Annotated in this window: 20 protein-coding genes; 11 read left to right on the plus strand and 9 right to left on the minus strand. The window is 55.8% G+C overall.

The features are described from left to right. Window positions 1-17 precede the first annotated feature (17 nt). From glcF to B0G80_RS26635, 5 genes are all read left to right on the plus strand, one after another. Window positions 18-1,295, plus strand: coding sequence for a glycolate oxidase subunit GlcF (glcF, locus tag B0G80_RS26615; protein WP_116120948.1), 1,278 nt, complete (start codon window positions 18-20; stop codon window positions 1,293-1,295). A 19-nt stretch (window positions 1,296-1,314) separates the two neighbouring features. After that, window positions 1,315-1,719 carry a heme-binding protein gene (locus B0G80_RS26620; protein ID WP_116120950.1) on the plus strand — a complete coding sequence of 135 codons (405 nt, stop codon included), beginning with the start codon at window positions 1,315-1,317 and terminating at the stop codon, window positions 1,717-1,719. A gap of 234 nt (window positions 1,720-1,953) precedes the next feature. Then, complete coding sequence (locus B0G80_RS26625; RefSeq protein ID WP_116120952.1) at window positions 1,954-2,904, plus strand: LysR family transcriptional regulator; 951 nt, start codon at window positions 1,954-1,956, stop codon at window positions 2,902-2,904. A gap of 269 nt (window positions 2,905-3,173) precedes the next feature. After that, window positions 3,174-3,524: a Dabb family protein gene (locus tag B0G80_RS26630; RefSeq protein WP_220377497.1), complete on the plus strand. Its 351-nt coding sequence runs from the start codon at window positions 3,174-3,176 to the stop codon at window positions 3,522-3,524. After that, the gene (locus tag B0G80_RS26635; RefSeq protein ID WP_116120956.1) at window positions 3,511-4,575 is read left to right on the plus strand and encodes a maleylacetate reductase; all 1,065 of its coding nucleotides are present in this window, start codon (window positions 3,511-3,513) and stop codon (window positions 4,573-4,575) included. The genes B0G80_RS26630 and B0G80_RS26635 overlap by 14 nt, the downstream gene beginning before the upstream one ends. Window positions 4,576-4,722: 147 nt before the next feature. Here B0G80_RS26635 and B0G80_RS26640 read toward each other — a convergent pair whose 3' ends face one another. The 4 genes from B0G80_RS26640 to B0G80_RS26650 form a co-directional block, all read right to left on the minus strand. Next, window positions 4,723-5,427 carry a dienelactone hydrolase family protein gene (locus tag B0G80_RS26640; protein WP_116120957.1) on the minus strand — a complete coding sequence of 235 codons (705 nt, stop codon included), beginning with the start codon at window positions 5,425-5,427 and terminating at the stop codon, window positions 4,723-4,725. A 59-nt stretch (window positions 5,428-5,486) separates the two neighbouring features. Further along, a complete protein-coding gene (locus tag B0G80_RS26645) occupies window positions 5,487-6,599 on the minus strand; it encodes a muconate cycloisomerase family protein (RefSeq protein WP_116120959.1) in 1,113 nt (370 codons plus the stop codon). Next, window positions 6,596-6,718 (minus strand): hypothetical protein, encoded by a 123-nt coding sequence (locus B0G80_RS47250; protein ID WP_258879049.1) that lies wholly within the window; start codon window positions 6,716-6,718, stop codon window positions 6,596-6,598. The genes B0G80_RS26645 and B0G80_RS47250 overlap by 4 nt, the downstream gene beginning before the upstream one ends. 260 nt (window positions 6,719-6,978) lie before the next feature. Then, entirely contained in the window at window positions 6,979-7,725 is a 747-nt protein-coding gene (locus tag B0G80_RS26650) for a dioxygenase (protein WP_116120961.1), read from the minus strand. A 156-nt stretch (window positions 7,726-7,881) separates the two neighbouring features. On the opposite strand from B0G80_RS26650, the gene B0G80_RS26655 reads away from it, so the two are divergent. From B0G80_RS26655 to B0G80_RS26670, 4 genes are all read left to right on the plus strand, one after another. After that, entirely contained in the window at window positions 7,882-8,772 is an 891-nt protein-coding gene (locus B0G80_RS26655; protein ID WP_116120963.1) for a LysR substrate-binding domain-containing protein, read from the plus strand. Between the two features lie 626 nt (window positions 8,773-9,398). Next, window positions 9,399-10,745 (plus strand): MFS transporter, encoded by a 1,347-nt coding sequence (locus tag B0G80_RS26660; RefSeq protein WP_116123723.1) that lies wholly within the window; start codon window positions 9,399-9,401, stop codon window positions 10,743-10,745. A gap of 5 nt (window positions 10,746-10,750) precedes the next feature. Beyond that, on the plus strand, window positions 10,751-12,043 hold the full coding sequence (locus B0G80_RS26665; protein ID WP_116120965.1) for a Rieske 2Fe-2S domain-containing protein: 1,293 nt from the start codon (window positions 10,751-10,753) through the stop codon (window positions 12,041-12,043). 13 nt (window positions 12,044-12,056) lie between these two features. Continuing rightward, window positions 12,057-13,061, plus strand: a complete 1,005-nt coding sequence (locus B0G80_RS26670; RefSeq protein ID WP_116120967.1) for a PDR/VanB family oxidoreductase — start codon at window positions 12,057-12,059, stop codon at window positions 13,059-13,061. A gap of 272 nt (window positions 13,062-13,333) precedes the next feature. On the opposite strand, the gene B0G80_RS26675 is transcribed toward B0G80_RS26670, so the two are convergent. The 5 genes from B0G80_RS26675 to B0G80_RS26690 form a co-directional block, all read right to left on the minus strand. After that, window positions 13,334-13,846 (minus strand): MarR family winged helix-turn-helix transcriptional regulator, encoded by a 513-nt coding sequence (locus B0G80_RS26675; RefSeq protein WP_116120968.1) that lies wholly within the window; start codon window positions 13,844-13,846, stop codon window positions 13,334-13,336. Between the two features lie 347 nt (window positions 13,847-14,193). Beyond that, window positions 14,194-15,042: an alpha/beta fold hydrolase gene (locus tag B0G80_RS26680; protein WP_116120970.1), complete on the minus strand. Its 849-nt coding sequence runs from the start codon at window positions 15,040-15,042 to the stop codon at window positions 14,194-14,196. Between the two features lie 250 nt (window positions 15,043-15,292). Beyond that, window positions 15,293-16,216 (minus strand): LysR family transcriptional regulator, encoded by a 924-nt coding sequence (locus B0G80_RS26685; RefSeq protein WP_116120972.1) that lies wholly within the window; start codon window positions 16,214-16,216, stop codon window positions 15,293-15,295. A 72-nt stretch (window positions 16,217-16,288) separates the two neighbouring features. Continuing rightward, a complete protein-coding gene (locus tag B0G80_RS45415) occupies window positions 16,289-16,534 on the minus strand; it encodes a hypothetical protein (protein ID WP_147309921.1) in 246 nt (81 codons plus the stop codon). An 8-nt stretch (window positions 16,535-16,542) separates the two neighbouring features. Next, window positions 16,543-16,830: a hypothetical protein gene (locus tag B0G80_RS26690; RefSeq protein ID WP_116120974.1), complete on the minus strand. Its 288-nt coding sequence runs from the start codon at window positions 16,828-16,830 to the stop codon at window positions 16,543-16,545. Window positions 16,831-17,187: 357 nt separating this feature from the next. On the opposite strand from B0G80_RS26690, the gene B0G80_RS26695 reads away from it, so the two are divergent. Both B0G80_RS26695 and B0G80_RS26700 read left to right on the plus strand, forming a co-directional pair. After that, the gene (locus tag B0G80_RS26695; protein WP_116120976.1) at window positions 17,188-18,015 is read left to right on the plus strand and encodes an ABC transporter substrate-binding protein; all 828 of its coding nucleotides are present in this window, start codon (window positions 17,188-17,190) and stop codon (window positions 18,013-18,015) included. 37 nt (window positions 18,016-18,052) lie between these two features. Beyond that, a complete protein-coding gene (locus tag B0G80_RS26700; RefSeq protein ID WP_116120978.1) occupies window positions 18,053-18,751 on the plus strand; it encodes an amino acid ABC transporter permease in 699 nt (232 codons plus the stop codon). Window positions 18,752-18,753 lie beyond the last annotated feature (2 nt).

The following is an 18,753-nucleotide window of genomic DNA, read 5'->3' on the forward strand; positions in this document are numbered from 1 at the left end:
TTGAAGGGAACATCAGCATGCAAACCAATCTCAGCGACGCCGCCAGGACCTTGTCGCGCGCGGACGAAGCCGAACAGATACTGCGCTCATGCGTGCACTGCGGCTTCTGCAACGCGACCTGCCCGACTTATCAACTGCTTGGCAACGAACTCGACGGCCCGCGTGGGCGCATCTATCTGATCAAGCAGATGCTCGAAGGCGAGGCGGTCACGCAGAAGACCCAATTGCACCTCGACCGCTGTCTCACCTGCCGCAACTGTGAAACCACCTGTCCGTCCGGTGTCAACTATCACGCGCTGCTCGACATCGGCCGCGCGGAACTGGAGCGGCGGGTTCCGCGGCCTGCGGCCGAACGGATGCTGCGCGAGGGTTTGCGCCGCGCGATCCCGCATCCGGCGGTGTTCGATGCGCTGCTGAAAGCCGGGCGTGCACTGCGGCCGATTCTTCCCGCTGCGCTTGGCCGGAAGATCCCCAGGCGTGGCGCTTCACCGAAAGCCCGGCCGGCGCCGAGGCATCCGCGCACGATGCTGATGCTCGAGGGCTGCGTGCAACCCGCGCTGTCACCGAACACCAACGCGGCCGCCGCGCGCGTCCTCGACCGGCTCGGCATCAGCATCGTCGATGCAGAGCGGGCCGGCTGCTGCGGCGCGACGGACTATCACCTGAATGCGCAGGAAGCAGGCTTGGTGCGCGCACGGCGCAATATCGACGCGTGGTGGCCCGCCATCGAGGCCGGCGCTGAAGCGATCGTGCAAACGGCGAGCGGTTGCGGTGCGTTCGTCAAGGAGTATGGGCATCTGTTGCGCGGCGACCCGCGCTATGCGTCGAAAGCGCAGCGTGTCAGCGAACTGGCGCGGGATCTCGTCGAAGTATTGGCTGGCGAGCCGCTCGATCGGTTGCAGGCGAATTCGCCGGTGACTCTGCCAACGAGCCTTCCGGCGACGTTGCCCGAGAGTTTGCCTGGACAGGCGCAACGGCGAATCGCGTTTCACTGCCCATGTACGTTGCAGCACGCGCAGAAACTGGGCGGCGCGGTCGAGTCGATCCTGCAACGGCTCGGCTTCGATCTGACCGCTGTGCCCGATGCTCACCTGTGCTGTGGGTCGGCGGGCACGTATTCGATCACTCAGCCCGAGCTGGCGGAAAGATTGCGCAACAATCGGCTTGATGCACTGGAAAGCGGCAAGCCGGCACTGATCGTTACGGCCAACATTGGCTGCCAGACGTATCTGGACAGTGCCGGGCGCACGCCAGTGCGTCATTGGATCGAACTTTTAGACGCATCGTTTCCATAACAGAGACTGGAGATTCATTATGCTGAGCAAAGCCGTGTTGACCGTTGCTGAAACAACCCGCATCCTCGAAGCCGCGCGCGCGGAAGCCGAGAAGCATCAGTGGGCGGTCGCGATTGTAGTGGTCGACGACGGCGGCCACCCGCTCGGACTGCTGCGGCTGGATGGCAGCGCGCCGGCCAGCTCATACATCGCGACGGAAAAGGCCCGCACCGCGGCGATCGGCCGTCGCGAGACCAAGCTCTATGAAGACATGATCAACAACGGCCGCACCGCCTTCCTCAGCGCGCCGCTGCAAGGCACGCTGGAAGGCGGCGTGCCGCTAATCGTCGACGGCCAGGTGGTCGGTGCGGTCGGGGTGTCGGGCGTGAAGCCAGATCAGGATGCGCTGATCGCGAGAGCAGGTGTTCAGGTCCTCGCCGGTTAAGTGGCTGTGCGGTAACGTTACTGCCAGGAAACTTTCGCCATATGCGTGCCGACCTGATAAGTGTCGAGGCCGTGGTTTGCGTCGTAAAATGAGCGGGGTCGATTGTGTCGATAAGCGTAGTTAAACGAGGTCTGCAAACCGGATTCCTAAGGATTGTTAAGGTCCGTCGAAAGATCCGGCGTTATTAGCTAAGCTCAGCTGACGCTGCAGCGCCCGGGAAGGCAGGAGCGAACGATGGACCGTTGGGCGCAAATCAAGCTGTTTGTTTTGACCGCGGACCTTGGGAGCCTTTCGAAGGCAGCCGCGAAACTGGAGATGTCGAACGCCGCGGCCAGCCGCTCGCTCAACGCGCTTGAGGACCAGCTCGGTGCACGGCTAATTGAGCGAACGACGCGACGATTGTGGCTGACGGCAGTAGGAGAGGAGTATCACCGCCGGTGCAGTTCTATTCTGTCGGAATTGGCGGAAGCCGAATTAATCGTGTCGGAGGAAGCGGTCAGTCCGCGTGGCGTTCTGAGAATCACAAGCTCAGCATCGTTTGCCGCCATGCACATCGCTCCCGCGCTTCCCGAGTTTCTCCAGCGATACCCAAACCTCTCGGTTCAGATTACAACCGCGAATGAATACCGGAACTTCATTGAGGCCGGTATCGACATCGCGATCCGTACGAAAGAGCACGAAGAAGATTCGGGGATTACCGTGCGGCGTCTCGCTGAAACTCGACGAGTCCTGGCTGCGTCGCCCTCGTATCTTGCGGAATACGGCCGGCCGACGGCGCCGGAAGACGTCGCGAAGCACCGCATGCTTGTCTACAACCTCGCGGCGGACCCGTATCTCCTACATTTGCGGCAGGGCGACGAGCAGCGCCATATCGCAATAACGAGCGCGCTCGACTCGAACGAAGGTCAAGTCATCGTGGCCGCCGGCCGTGCCGGCCTGGGTATTGTGATTCAACCGCTCTATATCATTCACGATGACGTTATCTCCGGACGGCTGATTCCCGTTCTGGAGGATTGGCAATTGCCGACACTGACCATCAACCTGGCTTATCAGAGCAGACGTTATCAGCCGGCGAAGATCAGGGTTTTCACCGAATTTCTCATCGAGCGTGTGAAGCGTCTGCATCTGGAAAAGCGCTGGATGACGGTAGCAAGCCCATGCCGCGCGCACATCATGCGCGAATGAAGAAGTCACATCTTGTAGCCACGGAGTTTTCCACCAGGTGGAAATGTGCTTTCCTCGAGGGGCATTTTTCTGCATGGAGTGAACCAGTAACTTCGGGAGTCTGCAATGCGCTGGGGAGAGGGACGGGGACAAGCAATGCGCAACATCAGCCAAGACACCATCACGCAAGCGTCATTGCGTCGATGGAAAAAGGCAAGACTCCTGATGTTGTCGCTGGTGTGCGTTCGTCACTCCCATGACTTTGCTCTGAATTAACAGGAGACACAAACGTGATTCGACATATCGTGATGTGGCGCATGCGTGGTGACACGCCGGCCGAGCGCGCCACGGCATCTCATCGGGTAAAGGCCGGCTTCGAGGGGTTGCGCGGTCTGATTCCGGGCATGAAGTACATCGAAGTGGGCTTGGACTCTAGCAAAGTCGACTACGCCTGCGACGTGGTGCTCGTCTCCGAGTTCGAGTCCACCGAAGCACTGGAGGCTTATACCTTGCACCCCGAGCATCTGCGGGTGCGCAAGGAACTCGGTGACTTGCGTACGGCTCGCTTCCAGGTGGACTACGCCATCGAAGCTTCAGGCAATACAGAACAAATCAGGGAGTGCGCTCATGCAAAAGCTTGACTTCGTCTACCAGGCTCGGGCTGGCCGGGTAATTTTCGGCCCCGGCAGCCTGGGGCATCTCGAGCGGGAAGTTCTGAATCTGAAGTCGGAACGCGCGCTCATTCTCTGTAGCGCGGAACAGAAGCAAACTGGCGAAGCCGTGGCGGCCCGGTTGGGCAGCCGTGCTGCGGCAGTGTTTGACCGGGCGGTCATGCATGTTCCGGTGGAATTGGCCAAGGAAGCACGAGCGCTTGCTCGCGAGTTGCATGCCGATTGCGCTATCGCTGTCGGTGGCGGCTCGACTGTCGGCCTCGGTAAGGCCATTGCGCTCGAATCAGACCTTCCCATTCTCGCGATCCCGACCACATATGCCGGCAGCGAGATGACGCCGATTTTTGGAATCACTGAAGCAGGGCTGAAGCGCACGGGAGTCGACCTGCGGGTGCTTCCGAAGACCGTCATATACGACCCGACCTTGACGACGAGCCTTCCGGTCGAGATGTCGGTCACCAGCGGTATCAACGCAATCGCGCACGCCGCGGAAGGGCTCTACTCGAAGGATGCGAATCCAGTCACGAGTTTGATGGCAGAGGAGGGCATCGCGGCGCTCGTTCGCGCAATTCCTGGGATTGTCGCAGAGCCGGCGGACATCGAAGCCCGCTCGCATGCACTCTATGGCGCATGGTTATGCGGAACCGTGCTCGGCAGCGTTGGCATGGCTTTGCATCACAAGCTTTGCCACACACTGGGTGGGAGCTTCAACTTGCCGCACGCGCAGACACACACCATTGTGTTGTCACATGCTCTCGCGTACAACCGCGACGCGGCTCCCGAGGCAATGAAGCGGATTGCTCGCGCGCTGGGTTCCGAAGATGCCGCGGTGGGGCTGTATCAGTTGGCAAAGAAAAACGGCGCACCCACGGCGCTCAAAGACATCGGGATGCGGGCGGAAGACGTGGAAAAGGCCGCTGACATCGCAATTGCCAACTCCTACTGGAATCCGCGACCAGTAGAACGCGAGGCCATCTTCGCTCTTCTCCGGGACGCGTATGAGGGCGTTGCGCCTCGTTGACGTTGCGCCCCGGACCGCTTTCGAAATGCAGAAGCAGTACCTGACGATTTTACGCGCGGTCAAAGCGCTCCGTTTCGTCAGGCACTGCAGACACAGTACCTTCGCCGGAAATAATTCATGGGCTCATGTACTCAAACCTGAACCTCGTCACGTCGCGTCTTTCAGCGTAGCAAGTAGTTCGAGCGTCCGGGCATTCGCCAAAGTTGTTGCCGCTTGGTCGAAATTCGGACTGGACGATCGTACAAATGAATGTCCCGCTGAATACCAGTGCAGGCTTACATTCTTATTCTTTCCAAAGTGTTCGTCGAGGGTGCTGGAGGATTCCGCCGTAACATAGTGATCCTGAGTGCCCATATGAAACATCGCTGGTCGTGAAATGGCCGGCACACGTGAGATCTTTTTTTCAAGCCCCACGCCGTAATAGCCAACTGCGCAATCGGCCAACGATAGCGCGGCTACATCAAACGCCAGTGCACCCCCCAGGCAGTATCCGACTACAGCGACACGACCATTCGAGAAAGGTAGCGCACGCGCGTATTCGATGGTGCATTTAAGGTCATCAACCCCTGCTTCCATGTCGAAGTTGCGAAACAAGGTAAGCGCCTGTTCCCGCTCCGATGGTATGTTCGCATCAAGTTCGATATTCGGCGCCTGTCTCCAGTACAGGTCAGGACACACACATCCAAAACCTGCGTCAACGAGCCAGTCCACGACCCCTTTGATGAAAGGCGTGATCCCGAAGATCTCTTGTGCGATCACGACGATTGGTGCAGAAGCGATCGCCGGTTTTGCGAGGTAAGCACCAATCGCCTCACCCGAACTCGAGGTGATCTTGACGCCGTCAGTTAACATATTGAGTCTCCCTTGCGATATTCCATATTTTGGCCCGCAGCTTGTGGTGCGTGAACGGCCTAGCTAACACGTGCGTACTGGCGCATCTTGTCATCGTCAAGCGTCATACCGTGACCAATGCCCGAGGGAACTTGCAGTTCATAGTCCCGGATCTCGAGCGATTCATGGCTTAGCGTGTCCGCCAAAACGAACGGTCCGATCAGTTCGCAACCGAACGGAAGCGATTGAACCGTCGAATAGAGTTGAAGTGCAACCGAAGTGCCGATCGTCGAGTCAAGCATCGTTCCGCCATACGAAGCAATTCCACTGGCTTCTGCGATCGCAGCGACCTTTTGCGTCGCCGAAATTCCGCCCATATTGCAAAGCTTTAACGAAAAGACGTCGACACTGCGGTCGCGTGCGAGGTCGAATGCCGAGGCCAATGTACTTAGACTCTCATCGGCCATGATAGCTACCCGGTTATTGTGGGAGAGCCGTCTCAAAGCATGCGGATTGTCGCGAGCGACCGGCTGTTCGACGAGTTCCACCCCGAGCGATTCCAGTTCCGGGATGTATACCGACGCTACCTGTTCGTCCCACGCCTGATTCACGTCGACGCGAAGATAAGCCTTTGATCCGAGGCTATTTGACAACGCCTCCATATGGATGAGATCTTCCGTTGGTGATCTGAAGCCAAGCTTGACCTTGAAACGATTGTGTCGTCTGCTTTCAATCATCTCGACAGCAGAATCGATATCGCGCTGGGTATCGCCGCTTGCCAAAGTCCATGTAATCGGAATCGAACTGCGCAGCCGGCCGCCAAGTATCTCGGAGATGGATACGTTCAATGCTCGCGCTTTCAGGTCGAGGAGTGCCATTTCGACCGCGGCTTTTGCGGAGGCATTTCCGGTGACGGCGCGCGACATGGTTTGCAGCGCACTGGAAATGTTGAACGCGTCGGTTCCAAGCAGATGAGGTGCGAGATACTGATCGACGATAATTTTGATCGTCTCGGCACACTCCGAACTCCAGACAGGACCACCAACGCTTCCTCCTTCGCCGGTACCAACGAGTCCTTCAGAAAAAACCCGAACAATGACGTAGCTTTGTCGTTGCACCGTAGTGATCGACATCTGGATCGGCCGCCTGGTCGGCACATCTACGATCACTGCCTCGATCGAATCGATCTTCATGTGTATGCTCCCCTCCGCGCAAGCGCAAGCTCAATAAAGACGCAGATATTCTCGACACGCGCAATTTCTTGCACCGCCGTCACAATCGCGCCAGCAAAACTCTCAATTTTTTTATTCACTTTCCTCCCGCATGGACCGCTTTGGTAGGGAGGCTACAGCTACCCGCATATCTGATGATGCTGGAAGCCAAATACCGGTTCGCTAGCGGCGCGCGCAAAGGACTCATTGATCAGCGTTCCCGTGGGCGCTGCTGAAATTCAGCCTCCAGTTGGCGCACAACGCGTGACGCGAACGGGCGGTGCGGGAGCCAATGTGGGGCTCCCGGCTTACGGAGAACAGTAATGTCCGCCGTTCGTAGTCGTACCGCGTCTGAGGCTGGTTACGCTGGATCGAGCACGAAGTCCATTTTGAGCACCTTGGCGTTCCCGCGAATTTCCGGATCGTGCACGAGAGGGGCACGGACGCCTTCAACGCAGTCGCTGTCGACCCAGTCGCCACCGGCGAAGTAAGCTTGAGTGGTGAATTCAAGAAAGCCCTGTGCACGCACTTTGAAATGCACGTGGGCGGGTCTCCAGGGGTGGCGTCCCATGAAACCAAGAAGTTCGCCGCTAGGTCCGTCGTGCGGGATCATGTAAGGAGCAGGCATCGTCGTGCGCACACTGTACTCACCTGTTGGACCGATTATTTTCTTGCCACGGTAGAGGTCGATCGGAAAATCACCGCTGAAGCCGCTGTAAAGCCCCTGCGAATCGGAGTGCCAGATGTACAACTCAGCACCTTCAATGGGGTTCCCCGACAGATCTCTTACCTGGCCCTCGATGATCAGTTCGTCACCCTCCTCGTCACGCGTACTGATGCGGTCCGTGATCGTTGGTGCGGCTTCGAGGAAATACGGCCCTTCAAGATTGCTGACCGAACCCTTTCGATGCTTCATCTCGATGTCCGAGATGGTTGCGTTGAACAGCATGTCGCATGTAAGCGGAATTTCAAACTCCGCGCTCTGAGCGTATTTCCTCAGAAAGCCTACTGCGGCACGGTACTCTTCAAAAGTCACGTCGTGATGCCACAGCGCCTCACGGACAGATTTCAGAATATCGTGGATCACTACTGCGGAGCGGGTCGACATGCCGGTTTCCTTATAGCTGAGGGGCGGGGATATTGATAATCGTTCGCTTCATAATTCGCCTCGACTATAGGGAGAACCGGTGCTATCTTCCAATACTGTTTTTGAAATCGCCAAGACCTAAAAGGTATCGCCCCTACGTGCTGTCAAGGACTCAGATTGGAACTTCGACATCTTCGCTACTTCGTGGCAGTCGCGGAGGAACATAGTTTCCGACGTGCCGCGGCGCGCCTCCACATTTCGCAACCCCCGCTTTCCCGGATGATCGGACAGCTGGAGGAGCAGGTAGGCGCACAGTTATTCGCGCGAACGGCTAGGGGCGTGGAGTTGACTGATGCGGGAGCAGCGTTCCTGGACGACGCGCGAAGAGCACTGCGTGCCGTCAACGACGCGGTCGAGCGTTCTCGTAGGGCAGCCCGGGGCGAGCTGGGCCACCTGCAGATCGCGTACTATGGCTCGACGATCTTTCGCGTGTTACCGAAATTGATCACGGAATTCGGAAAGTTGCAGCCGCAGGTCACCGTGGATCTTCACAATCTGCCGAAGGACCGCCAGATTCGTGCGCTCCGTGAGGGGTGGCTAGACATCGGTTTCAGCAGGCAATACCCCAAGGAACCGGATGTCGAGTGTGAAGAGGTGGTGTGCGAACCGGTTGTTCTCGCCGTTGCGTCGTCGAATCCAATTGCCAGGCGGACGGGATTGCCAATGACTGCGTTGCGCGATGAACCCATGGTGGTTTTCCCCGCCATGTCGAGGCCGAGCTTCGCTGACGAGGTGCTACGGTTTTGCGAAGAGACCGGGTTCACCCCCAATATTGTCAAGGAAACCGAAGATTTGATGGCTTGTCTGGCCCTTGTCTCTGCCGGGATTGGTCTGGCACTCGTACCGATCTCGGCCATGAGCATTCATCTGCCGGAGGTCTCTTTTCTGAAAGCAATCAAGCCGAAGCCCACTAGCAGCGTGTATTGTGTGTACCGGAAGAGTGAGCAGAATTCGAGTCTGCCGGGCTTCCTGAACCTGATTCGATTGCTCCGACGAACTGGGTATTGAGCTCATAGGTTCACCACTTCTTGTGGCACAGCGGCCCGGCGACGTCTGAATGGGCCTTGCCGACCCGACCACGGGTGGCGTCAGTAACCGCGAATGTCTCAGCGAACTACGCGCAGGAACAGGTTTTGGCATTCCTGCTGAGGTTTCGCATCTGCATCAAGTGCATGGTGTTCCGCCACCTTGACTTGCATCGTCCCCCTCCGAATAGGCGCCAGGCGCTATCACTAAGGCCGATCTGGCCGCATCCCTTCACGGCCGAGAAGCGCTGTGGTCCACCAGTCCGTCGGCATCAATTAATTGCAATTTGCAATAATTAAAATTTGCTTATACTATGCTGATCACGTGCCTTGATGGCGTGTACTGATCAATCGGGTCGGTGCTCGCGTGGAGAACGAGAGTGGATGAATTCTTCAGGGAAACGAAATTCTGCTCGCTGGACCAGGAGTGGGTCCGTACGTGGACCACGACATGACGTGTAAGTTGTCCTGCGGAATGTGTATTTCGCTGGGTAGCAGCGCGGGCTGAAGAAGAAAGCGCACCGCTTTGGTTATTGGTCTAAATAATAGAAAAACGACGCAATTTTGAGTGATTGAATCATCGTAATCACATAAATAATGGGCGGAGACATGTTTTCATTCAACGATAAGTGGCGGGCTTGGGTCGTGGTGGCCCTGCTGTTCCTATTTATGGTCATTAACTATGCCGACAAAGCGGTCATCGGATTAGTAGCCGTGTCCGTCATGCACGATTTGTCGCTGACGCCCAGGCAGTTTGGGTTAGTCGGCAGCAGTTTCTTCTTGTTGTACTCCGTTTCAGGAGTCGTATTCGGATTCGTCGCCAATCGTGTGAAGACACAATGGATCCTGGTCTTTCTGGCCGCGACATGGGCCATCGTGCAATTTCCCATGGTGGGCAGCGTGAGCCTGCCCATGTTAATTACGTGTCGGATATTGCTTGGGGTGGGTGAAGGTCCGGCCTATCCGGTTGCGTTGCATGCCTGCTACAAATGGTTCGATGATCGCGAGCGAAGTGTTCCTAATGCGATCATTGCTCAAGGACCCTTTGTCGGCATGATGTTGGCCGGACCGATCTTGACGTTCTTTATCGTACGTTACGGTTGGCACTCGGCATTTCTCGCGCTTGGTGTGATAGGCATCGTGTGGATCGTGCTGTGGTTGTTGTTGGGGAAAGAAGGAACCGTCGACGCCGATGGAGCAACGCAGAAGGAAGACCATCAAGAAACCGTGCCTTACGGAACGCTGTTGACCGATCCCACAGTCGTCGGTAATTTCATCTTGTGGTTCGCTGCATTCGCCGTGGTGGCGCTCTGCTTCACGTGGATTCCGGCCTATCTGCGCTTGGGCTTGGGCTATTCGGCGACAACTACGGGGTGGCTGTTTTCGATGATCGTGACTGCGCAGATTCCGGTTGCGATTGCGCTGTCATGGGTTTCAAAAAAACTGCTCGCTAGCGGTGTGTCGTCCAGAGTGGCAAGAGGAGTGCTGGCTGGCGGCCCGATCGTCATGGCTGGCGCAATTTTCTGGAGTATCGGCTCAATCGGGAGTCCGGGAGCGAAGGTCGCGTGCCTTGCTGCTGGCAGCGCGATGATTCAGCTCATTGGATGGCTCGGTCCGCTGATGCTGGGTGAAATCGTACCGACGCGACAACGAGGGGCGCTACTCGGGATACACAACTCGGTCGGTACCGTGGCCGGCCTGGTAGCCCCGGCAGTCATGGGTTTCGTTATCAATGATGCGCTGAGTCCCGCCGCGGGCTTCGAGCAAGGATTTGAGCTATTGGGAGCGCTGCTCGTGTTATCCGGATTGATCGGCCTTTATCTGGTCAACCCGGAGAAATCGCGGATGAGGTTTTTTAGGCTCATTCAAACGAGCGAATCGCCGCAGCCTGCCAATACCGGAATATCGAAGCGCATGTCCCACGATGGTGGACTCATCAATCAAAGTAAGGAGTAACTCCCGTGATTACAAAACAAGAGAACGTATTGCTTACGAATACGGACGCGGACAGTCCAATGGGAGAAGTGATCAGGAGCCATTGGATTCCATTTCTCTGCGAAAGCGAATTGCCAGCGGCTGACGCTCCACCGCAGCGCATCAAGTTGCTAGGAGAAGACTTGATTGTGTTCAGGGACAGTGAGGGCAGGCTGGGCGTCATTGACGAGTTCTGTCCGCATCGGGTCGCGAGTTTATTTTATGGCCGCAATGAGGAAAGCGGCATACGCTGTATCTACCACGGCTGGAAATTTGACATCAATGGAAGCTGTGTCGACATGCCATCGGAGCCAGCGTCAAGCACCTTCCGGGAGTGCATGAAGATCAAGTCTTATCCTGTTCGCGAATTTGTAGGCCTGGCTTGGGTATATATGGGCAGCGCAACACCCGCACCCGAATTGCCGCGATTCGAGTGGATGGAATATCCGGTATCGCATCGACACATGTCGCGTTGGCAGCAAGACTGCAACTTCCTGCAAGCGCTAGAGGGAGAGGTAGACGAAGCACACGTCGCCTTTTTGCATCGGCGCCTCGACAACCCTCAAGTACACAAAGAATCTTTGTTCGGCTCATATTTTCAGGAGGACCAGGCGCCGCGCTGGAAAATCCTGGAAACTGATTTTGGTCTTGCCTGTGGGGCACGCCGTCGCGTAAAGAATGACAAGCCATTTTTCTGGCGCGTAGATTTATTCCTGATGCCCTTTTACACCATGATCGCACCAAGTGACGATCAGAATTCACGGGTGTGGCGCGTTTGGATTCCACGTGACAATGAAAGCCTTTGGTCGATATGTGTGACCTACCGCAAAGATGGACCTCCTGATGCAGCTGAACTTGGCTCATGGCAAGAAGGTGTTGTTGCTCATCGCAGCGTAATCCCAGGAACGACTACGCCGGTGGAGAACAGGAGCAATGATTATCTGCTGGACCGCAACGTTCAGCAGAAGATTTCGTTCACGGGCATTCATGGTGTCCGCGGGCAAGATGCGGTGGTAACTGAAAGTTGCGGCCCTATTGTGGATCGGTCGCGTGAGCACCTGGCCTCGAGTGACACCTCGATTGTGGCAATGCGTACTGTAATGCTTCGCGCAGCCAGGGAAGTTGCGAAAGGCGTGTTACCGCGCACCAGTGCAGGTGGCGATATATACAAGGTGCAAAGCTATTCCGGGTTGCATGAAGATCCGACGGATTTCGACCATGTTCCGGAGGTGCTCGATATCATGGGGATTCAAACGAGAACAGAAAAACAGGCAAGTTGAAAGGGGAAAGCACATGTCAATATCAACGATGAATGGATTCGACTGCAAGGTCGACGTGGATACGATGTGCCTTACAGTCAGCGAAGTTGTCTCGTTGACTGGCGGCACGAAGCTATTGCGGCTGCGCGATATGAACGGCCGAATTCTTCCGCGGTATGAAGCGGGTGCGCACATCGAGGTCAAAGTCACACTCCCCGACGGCCAGCAGGCATGGAATGCCTATTCACTGATCGGAAATCCAGCCGATCGATCGGCCTTTGAGATTGCGATCAAGCGGGAAGAGAGCGGGCGGGGCGGGTCGCGGTACTTGCATGACGTATTATCCGCGGGAGAAATATTGGAGGCACGCAGGCCAATCAACGGTTTCTCGCTGGACGCAAGCGCTACCGGTCATCTGCTCGTGGCAGGCGGGATCGGTATTACTCCGATTTACTCGCTATCGTGTCAACTTTCCAGATTGAAGATCAAGCATCGTGTTATTTATTGTGTACGTGATTTGGACGATGCCCCGCTTCTCGAACGTTTGAAACAGAGCGCCTTTGCCGATGTTGAATGTCACGCGGATGAGGGACAGGCACAGCGCTATTACGATTTCGAGAATTTGCTACGCGACCCGGTGGACGGACAACGTATCTACGTATGCGGTCCTGAGCCGTTCATCCGGGCAATTTCGCGAATTTGCGACCGGCAGCAATGGAATCGCGGCACAGTACGATCCGAAAACTTTGGTGGTATCCGGGGCGTTCCCAACCCGAAGTTGACGGTGCATCTTGCAAAGAGAAACAAGACCATTGTGGTAGAGCAGCCAGAAACTATAGTTGATGCAATGGTGCGCAATGGGCTAGATCCGCTTTATGGGTGCAAGCGCGGCGAATGTGGCATATGTGCTGTCTCGGTGACGAGTGGCACTCCGCTTCATCGCGACACGTTTTTGTCGGAAGAGGAAAAGAAGTCCGAGAAATACATGTGTACATGCGTCTCATGGAGTGAGTCGAAAGAAATCACCTTAGACCTGTAGTCGCAAGCCGGAAAAGCCAGCTCTGCCTGCGCTTGAACTGCCACCGTTCACCAGGTCGTCAAGGGATTTCGCTGAGACTCCAATTCTGGGGGAACGGAGTCGTGGAAACTTTGAAGACCAAAATGAAGTACAAAGCAACCCGGCACTGAAGTATTCGCCGGAGTTGCCAGAACGCATCATGCGGATGGTTCCGGAGCGTTGGGTGGAGAGGGTTCTCAATGGAACGCCAAATGCAGCTCACCCTTACTGGAAATAGCGGCGCGCTACGTTCATTAAGCCCCTGGATCATCCAAAAACGACTTCCAGGAGCGATCTGGAGTGAGTAGTTTGCCGATATGCTCCTCCAGTTTCAAAAGAATCACGTCCAGTTGATCTGACTCCTTCTTCGACAGGACACTGAACACAGCCCGCTCAACTCCGAGTGCTACCGGAACTATCTGCTCATAAACTTTGCGCCCGCGCACAGAAAGCCTTAACTCGATCTTTCTTCTATCTTTTTGGTTTACGCGCCGGGTCAGAAGACCTCTTTTTACAAGAACGGATGTGGCCCGAGTAATCGAAAAAATATCAATGGCGATAAATTCAGCGAGGTCTTTGGCGGACATAGGGGCATGCTCAGCCACGGCAGCAATAATTCTCCACTCCGTTTGTGAGAGATCAAATTCTGCCTCGTACATTTCCGCAAGCGCCAGGGTCAGCTTATTCCCCAGAAAAACGAATCTCGCGTTGCGCCAATTTTTCACCCGAAATTCGGGATGGAGAGAATTCTCGTCTTCGCTTTTCATTGTATTTATGGAATGTTTGGGAACGAACCGGTTCTGGATTTGAACCGATTGATAATATGATCAGTTTCAGCGTATCCAAACAGGCAAGCAAGGGTGTTTACGATCATATGATTTTACCCCTCTTCGTCGGAAATGTGGCAGGGCTTGTCGTCAACTTACGGCACCATGACGCCAAAAAAAGAGGGCAGGTGGCGAAAAGTACTTGGCGACAGATCGACTCGAGTGCGCGAGCGTAGCCGCAGGTCTAAATCAAAACCAATTTGGACTCGACGCTGCAGACGCTCCTTACACCGATCTATCGAAGAGCTGCGGGTTTGCGAGCACTGGTTCGCGAAAAGAACGGCACCTCAACGTGGTGTCGTTGTTACACGGAGGACTTTGCGGGAAGTTGATTCCGCTCTTTCAATGAAATCACCAATGGCCTTCCACATCGCCACCGGATTGGAGTACATCGGGAAGTGTCCGCAGTTGGGAATCTCCGCCAGTTCGACTCCCTTGCTCTCGATATGGCTTAGATAGGTCAAGTTCGAGTTCTGCTCGCCGTACATGAACATTCGCGGAAATGGGAACCCAAGAAACTTCCGCATCAAATCTCCGTTGTCCGACAGGCTCACCATTGATCTGAAAATGCTGGGAACTGCATCGGCGCGCACTTTGTGGCGCAGACTGGACGAATAGAGAGCGCTTGCATATGCAGGCGCGTGAAGCGCGCGTTCGATGAATTCCGCAAAGAACTGCTCTGCGCTGTCGGACGGGTATTGGTCGATCTGCCTGCTGAGGAAGCAGTCCTCGGGGGCGATATTTCCCTCGATGTTGATAAAAGACAAGACGCGTTGGGGCAATTGCGACGAGAGCATCAATGCTGTAAGACCACCCATCGAATGCCCGACCAGGTGAAAGCGTTCAAACCAGAAATGGCCGGCGACCGCCGCGGCGGTATCGAGGAGAAATGGAATGTCGACCGTCGTGAGATCGGCACAGTCGGTCTCGCCGCAACCCGGTGCGTCGTATGCGGCAAACGCGCGCCCCTCGAATACGCCGTGTCGGACGATGTCGGCATAGTCCTCTTTGGTAGAGCCGAATCCGTGCAGCAACAGGACTGGCGCTTTCGGACCTTGGCGGCACAAAGCCGAAATGGTCACTGACGTTCCGGATATCGATAAGGGAATCGACGACCGCAGGAATTCTTGTGTCATGGTTTTGCGAATGAACGACAGTCCTCGAAAGACCTGTCTTGTTGAACGTGTGTGCCCGTCATGTCGGCTACGAGCGGCGTCAGCGCTCGAGAGTGACGCAGAATTCGCGGATGGCATCGCACGCGCGCGCCAAGGGACAATTTCGGAAGCCAAGCACCGGTATTGTTGGGCCCATGCGACCGATGCGAATCTCTTTACCGCAATCCAACACGACGACGGTCGATCGTCGATCGCGCAGCGACGTCGAGAATCAGCTGGCAGATGAAATCGCTCGCGGGTCTAGAATATTGACACTGAAGTCGCAGTATTTCGCAGCTAGTTGTGCGATTTGATCGCACAGTGAATAGCTGTGTTCCCCTCGATGAAGCGCGACGTAGTGGATAGGTGGAAGAGCGGGCCGGGTTCTAATAGCTTTCAGTGCGCCCGCCGAAATCATGTAGTTCAGGCAAGATTTTGGCAAGTGACTTACTCCCATTCCTGAGACCGTTAACCCGACCTGGGCGACGAGGTTATTGACTGTCAGCACTTTGGCGAGACTCACACCATTCTCGGAGAGAAATCGCGTGTAGATAAGTCCCGATCCCGACAGATTGCCTTGTAGAAGCAGCGGAAATTGAGCAATCTCTCCAAGGGGAATAGTGCTCTTCGCCGCATACCGTGACGGCGAGTACATCCACGTGTGCTCGGCTTTTCCGACTGGTACGCTGACAAACCGCTCGCTGGTAGGCAGCTCAGGCACGATGATCAGATCAACGGTATCGGCCGCGAGGCGTTCTCTTAGCGCGATGCTCAGATCCACCTCTGCCTCGACAATCACCTTCGGATACGCGTCCCGGACAGCCGATATCAGGCGTGGCAGCCAGGTTAGCGCGGTCAGTTCGGTGACACCGATACGGATGCGCCGCACCAGCACCTCATTCGCACTCACACGCTCGACGATCTCGTCGCGTCTCCCGAGCAGCTCCTTCGCATACTCGAACAGTTCGTTTCCCTTCTCGGTAATCCGCGCGGTACGGGACGTTCTGTCGAACACCGCGAAGTCAAACGTCGACTCGAGTTCGTGGATGCGCTTCGATATCGCCGACTGGCTCGAATTCAATTTGCCGGCGGCGGCTTCGAACGAGCCTAGCTGGACGATCCAGTACAGCGCTTCCATTTGCTTGAAAGTGAACATGACGGTCCGATGTATGCCTTCAGGAGATGCTATCCGTCACGGTAACATAATTTTTCGCTCAAATTCGCGCTGTCAAACTTTCGTCGTACCGGCCTTCAAAACGGCGTCTTTGTCGACATCCGCCGTGATGCGAAGGAAAGCGTCGATGTCTTCCGGCGAGTTGCAATGCAACGGCGAGATCCGGACGGCACCCTTCAGCCCGAATGATTCGAGCATCCGTCTTGGATACCGGTTGGTCGAAACGCGCTCGTAGCCGATGACGCCACGCCGTTCGTACTCTCTTACCGGGTCTATTTCGCCGATGTCTTCGAATGCCACTGCGAGGATCAGATCACGTCGGGTAAGGTCGTCATGATCGAGCAGTACGCATCCTCGACTCCACGCTGTTCGATCGCCTGCAACTCGCGCGCAATTTCATGCACTCGCTCGGCGTTATCAGGCGCTGAGTCGACCTCCGCGAATCGGTAGAGCGCTTTCTTCAACCGGAACGAACCACCCGCGTTGTCGAAGTAGAGTCGTTTGCGGCCGGTGAAACCTGAATCGACAAGGTGAAACTTTTCCCTGACGACGCGCATCAATGCATCGTCGAAGAGTTGGCCGTCGGCATTCTCCATTGCTTGTTCCTTGGGGCGCTTATTCGCGTGCCGCTCTCGCGAATATCCAGCGGACGATAAGCGCTCGAGAGTTGGAAGAAATGCCAATTTTTTTAGTGAATTTCCATCACTTTAATTCGGGTGTATAGAGGCACCCGGGGATGCGGCAAGTATGCGAACTGCACGGTTCGTGCCGCCTGCACTCGGACGGATGCAACGGTCGAAACACATGTAAAAAAGTGATCTCAACACATATAAAAATATCGTTTTCCGACATTTTTTTTGCATGGAACAATGGGTTTCCGGTAGCCAGTGTTTCACCAAACCCGAAGCGCTGCGCCGACCGTATTTATATTAAAGGACCTTGGAGATAGGCAGATGAATCGTCTCAATGCTTGCATGGGCGCTGCTGTATTCGTCATATCTATGACCGGAGCGGCTGCAGCGCAGGCCGACCGGCTTGCCGACATCAAGGCGCGCGGCACGCTGGTGTGTGGCATCGTTAGCAACAACCCCCCGTTTGGATTTCAAGATCCTGACACGCGTGAAATTGTGGGATATGACGTCGATTTCTGCAAAGGCGTGGCAAAACAGCTGGGTGTCAAACCGGTGATGAAAGTGCTATCGCTCGAAGCGCGCATTCCAGAGTTGACGCAAGGCCGGGTAGACATTCTCACGGCCACGCTTACCTACAATCCGGAGCGTGCGCAGCAAATCGACTTCTCGAACATGTACTTCGTCAGCAACGAAGTGATCGCGACGTCTGCAGGAAGCCCATACCACACGGTCAATGATCTGGCTGGAAAGCGGATCAGCACTGTCAAGGGTTCGAGCGATATTCCGACGGTGCAGCATGTGCTCCCGACGGCGCAGTTGGTGAGTTACGACGATCCATCTTCAGCATTCATGGCGCTGGCCCAGAAGAAGGTCGACGGCTATGTGATGTCGGAAAGCATCATGCATCGATTCATCGAACGGTTGGGGTCCAACGCAAACGCGATTGCCATTCTGTCACCGCCGGTTTCACGCGAATACTGGGGTCTGGGAATGAAAAAGGACGAGCCAAAAATGTTTGAAGCTGTCAACCATGCGCTCGACAAAATGGAGTCGTCGGGACAATCACAGCAAATCTTCGACAGGTGGCTTGGAGCCGCGTCTTCCTACAAGATGAAACGGGACTTCGCTAACGCGCCTATTCCGCGCTGATCCATTAAGCGGCGCTTGCCGATGGACGGAGTAAAGAGTGTTCAATCACCTCGAATTTGGCACAGTGTTCGCTGGAACGTTCACGCATCTGTTGCTGTCCGCGGCGATCAGCACACTAAAGCTGACAGCGGCAAGCTGGGTTCTTGCCATCGGGCTGGGAACGGTCCTGGCCGTCTTGCGGGCATCTGGAATATCCATCGTGACGAAAGGAGTTGCGGCGTTTGTTTCTTACCACCAGAACGTTCCATTGCTTGCGCAGATTTTTTTCTGGTACTTCGCGATGCCCACACTTCTGCCCGATGCAGCGCAATCCTGGGCTAACGCGCACGATGGGGAGTTGATCTACGCGTCGATTGCGATCGGCCTGTGTATGTCGGCGTTCTTTTCGGAAGATATTCGCAGCGGCCTACGTTCGGTTCATCACGGTCAGTATGAGGCGTCGAGATCGCTAGGCCTTGGCTTCTTCGCGACGCTGCGGTTTGTGACATTTCCGCAGGCTGTCAGGAGCGCGCTTCCGTCTTTCGTCAATCACACGGTGATGATGTTCAAGGACACCAGTCTCGCGATGACGATTGGCGCGGCGGAGATGACATATGTGATTCGCCAGATCGAGAACGAGACGTTCAGGACCTTCGAGGCCTACGCGGTCGCAACTGCTTTCTATCTGGCTGTGTCGCTCGGCTTGATGGGACTGGGCGCCGTGATCGGAAAACGCATCCAGATGAGGGCGAGATAAAC

This window comes from Paraburkholderia sp. BL6669N2, from assembly GCF_003387275.1.
Classification (GTDB): Bacteria; Pseudomonadota; Gammaproteobacteria; order Burkholderiales; family Burkholderiaceae; genus Paraburkholderia.

Coding starts and splice junctions, on each gene's coding strand:
- glcF (WP_116120948.1), top strand. CDS start 18: ATGCAAACCAATCTCAGCGACGCCGCCAGGACCTTGTCGCGCGCGGAC.
- B0G80_RS26620 (WP_116120950.1), top strand. CDS start 1,315: ATGCTGAGCAAAGCCGTGTTGACCGTTGCTGAAACAACCCGCATCCTC.
- B0G80_RS26625 (WP_116120952.1), top strand. CDS start 1,954: ATGGACCGTTGGGCGCAAATCAAGCTGTTTGTTTTGACCGCGGACCTT.
- B0G80_RS26635 (WP_116120956.1), top strand. CDS start 3,511: ATGCAAAAGCTTGACTTCGTCTACCAGGCTCGGGCTGGCCGGGTAATT.
- B0G80_RS26640 (WP_116120957.1), bottom strand. CDS start 5,427: ATGTTAACTGACGGCGTCAAGATCACCTCGAGTTCGGGTGAGGCGATT.
- B0G80_RS26645 (WP_116120959.1), bottom strand. CDS start 6,599: ATGAAGATCGATTCGATCGAGGCAGTGATCGTAGATGTGCCGACCAGG.
- B0G80_RS26650 (WP_116120961.1), bottom strand. CDS start 7,725: ATGTCGACCCGCTCCGCAGTAGTGATCCACGATATTCTGAAATCTGTC.
- B0G80_RS26660 (WP_116123723.1), top strand. CDS start 9,399: ATGTTTTCATTCAACGATAAGTGGCGGGCTTGGGTCGTGGTGGCCCTG.
- B0G80_RS26670 (WP_116120967.1), top strand. CDS start 12,057: ATGTCAATATCAACGATGAATGGATTCGACTGCAAGGTCGACGTGGAT.
- B0G80_RS26675 (WP_116120968.1), bottom strand. CDS start 13,846: ATGAAAAGCGAAGACGAGAATTCTCTCCATCCCGAATTTCGGGTGAAA.
- B0G80_RS26680 (WP_116120970.1), bottom strand. CDS start 15,042: ATGACACAAGAATTCCTGCGGTCGTCGATTCCCTTATCGATATCCGGA.
- B0G80_RS26685 (WP_116120972.1), bottom strand. CDS start 16,216: ATGTTCACTTTCAAGCAAATGGAAGCGCTGTACTGGATCGTCCAGCTA.
- B0G80_RS26690 (WP_116120974.1), bottom strand. CDS start 16,830: ATGGAGAATGCCGACGGCCAACTCTTCGACGATGCATTGATGCGCGTC.
- B0G80_RS26695 (WP_116120976.1), top strand. CDS start 17,188: ATGAATCGTCTCAATGCTTGCATGGGCGCTGCTGTATTCGTCATATCT.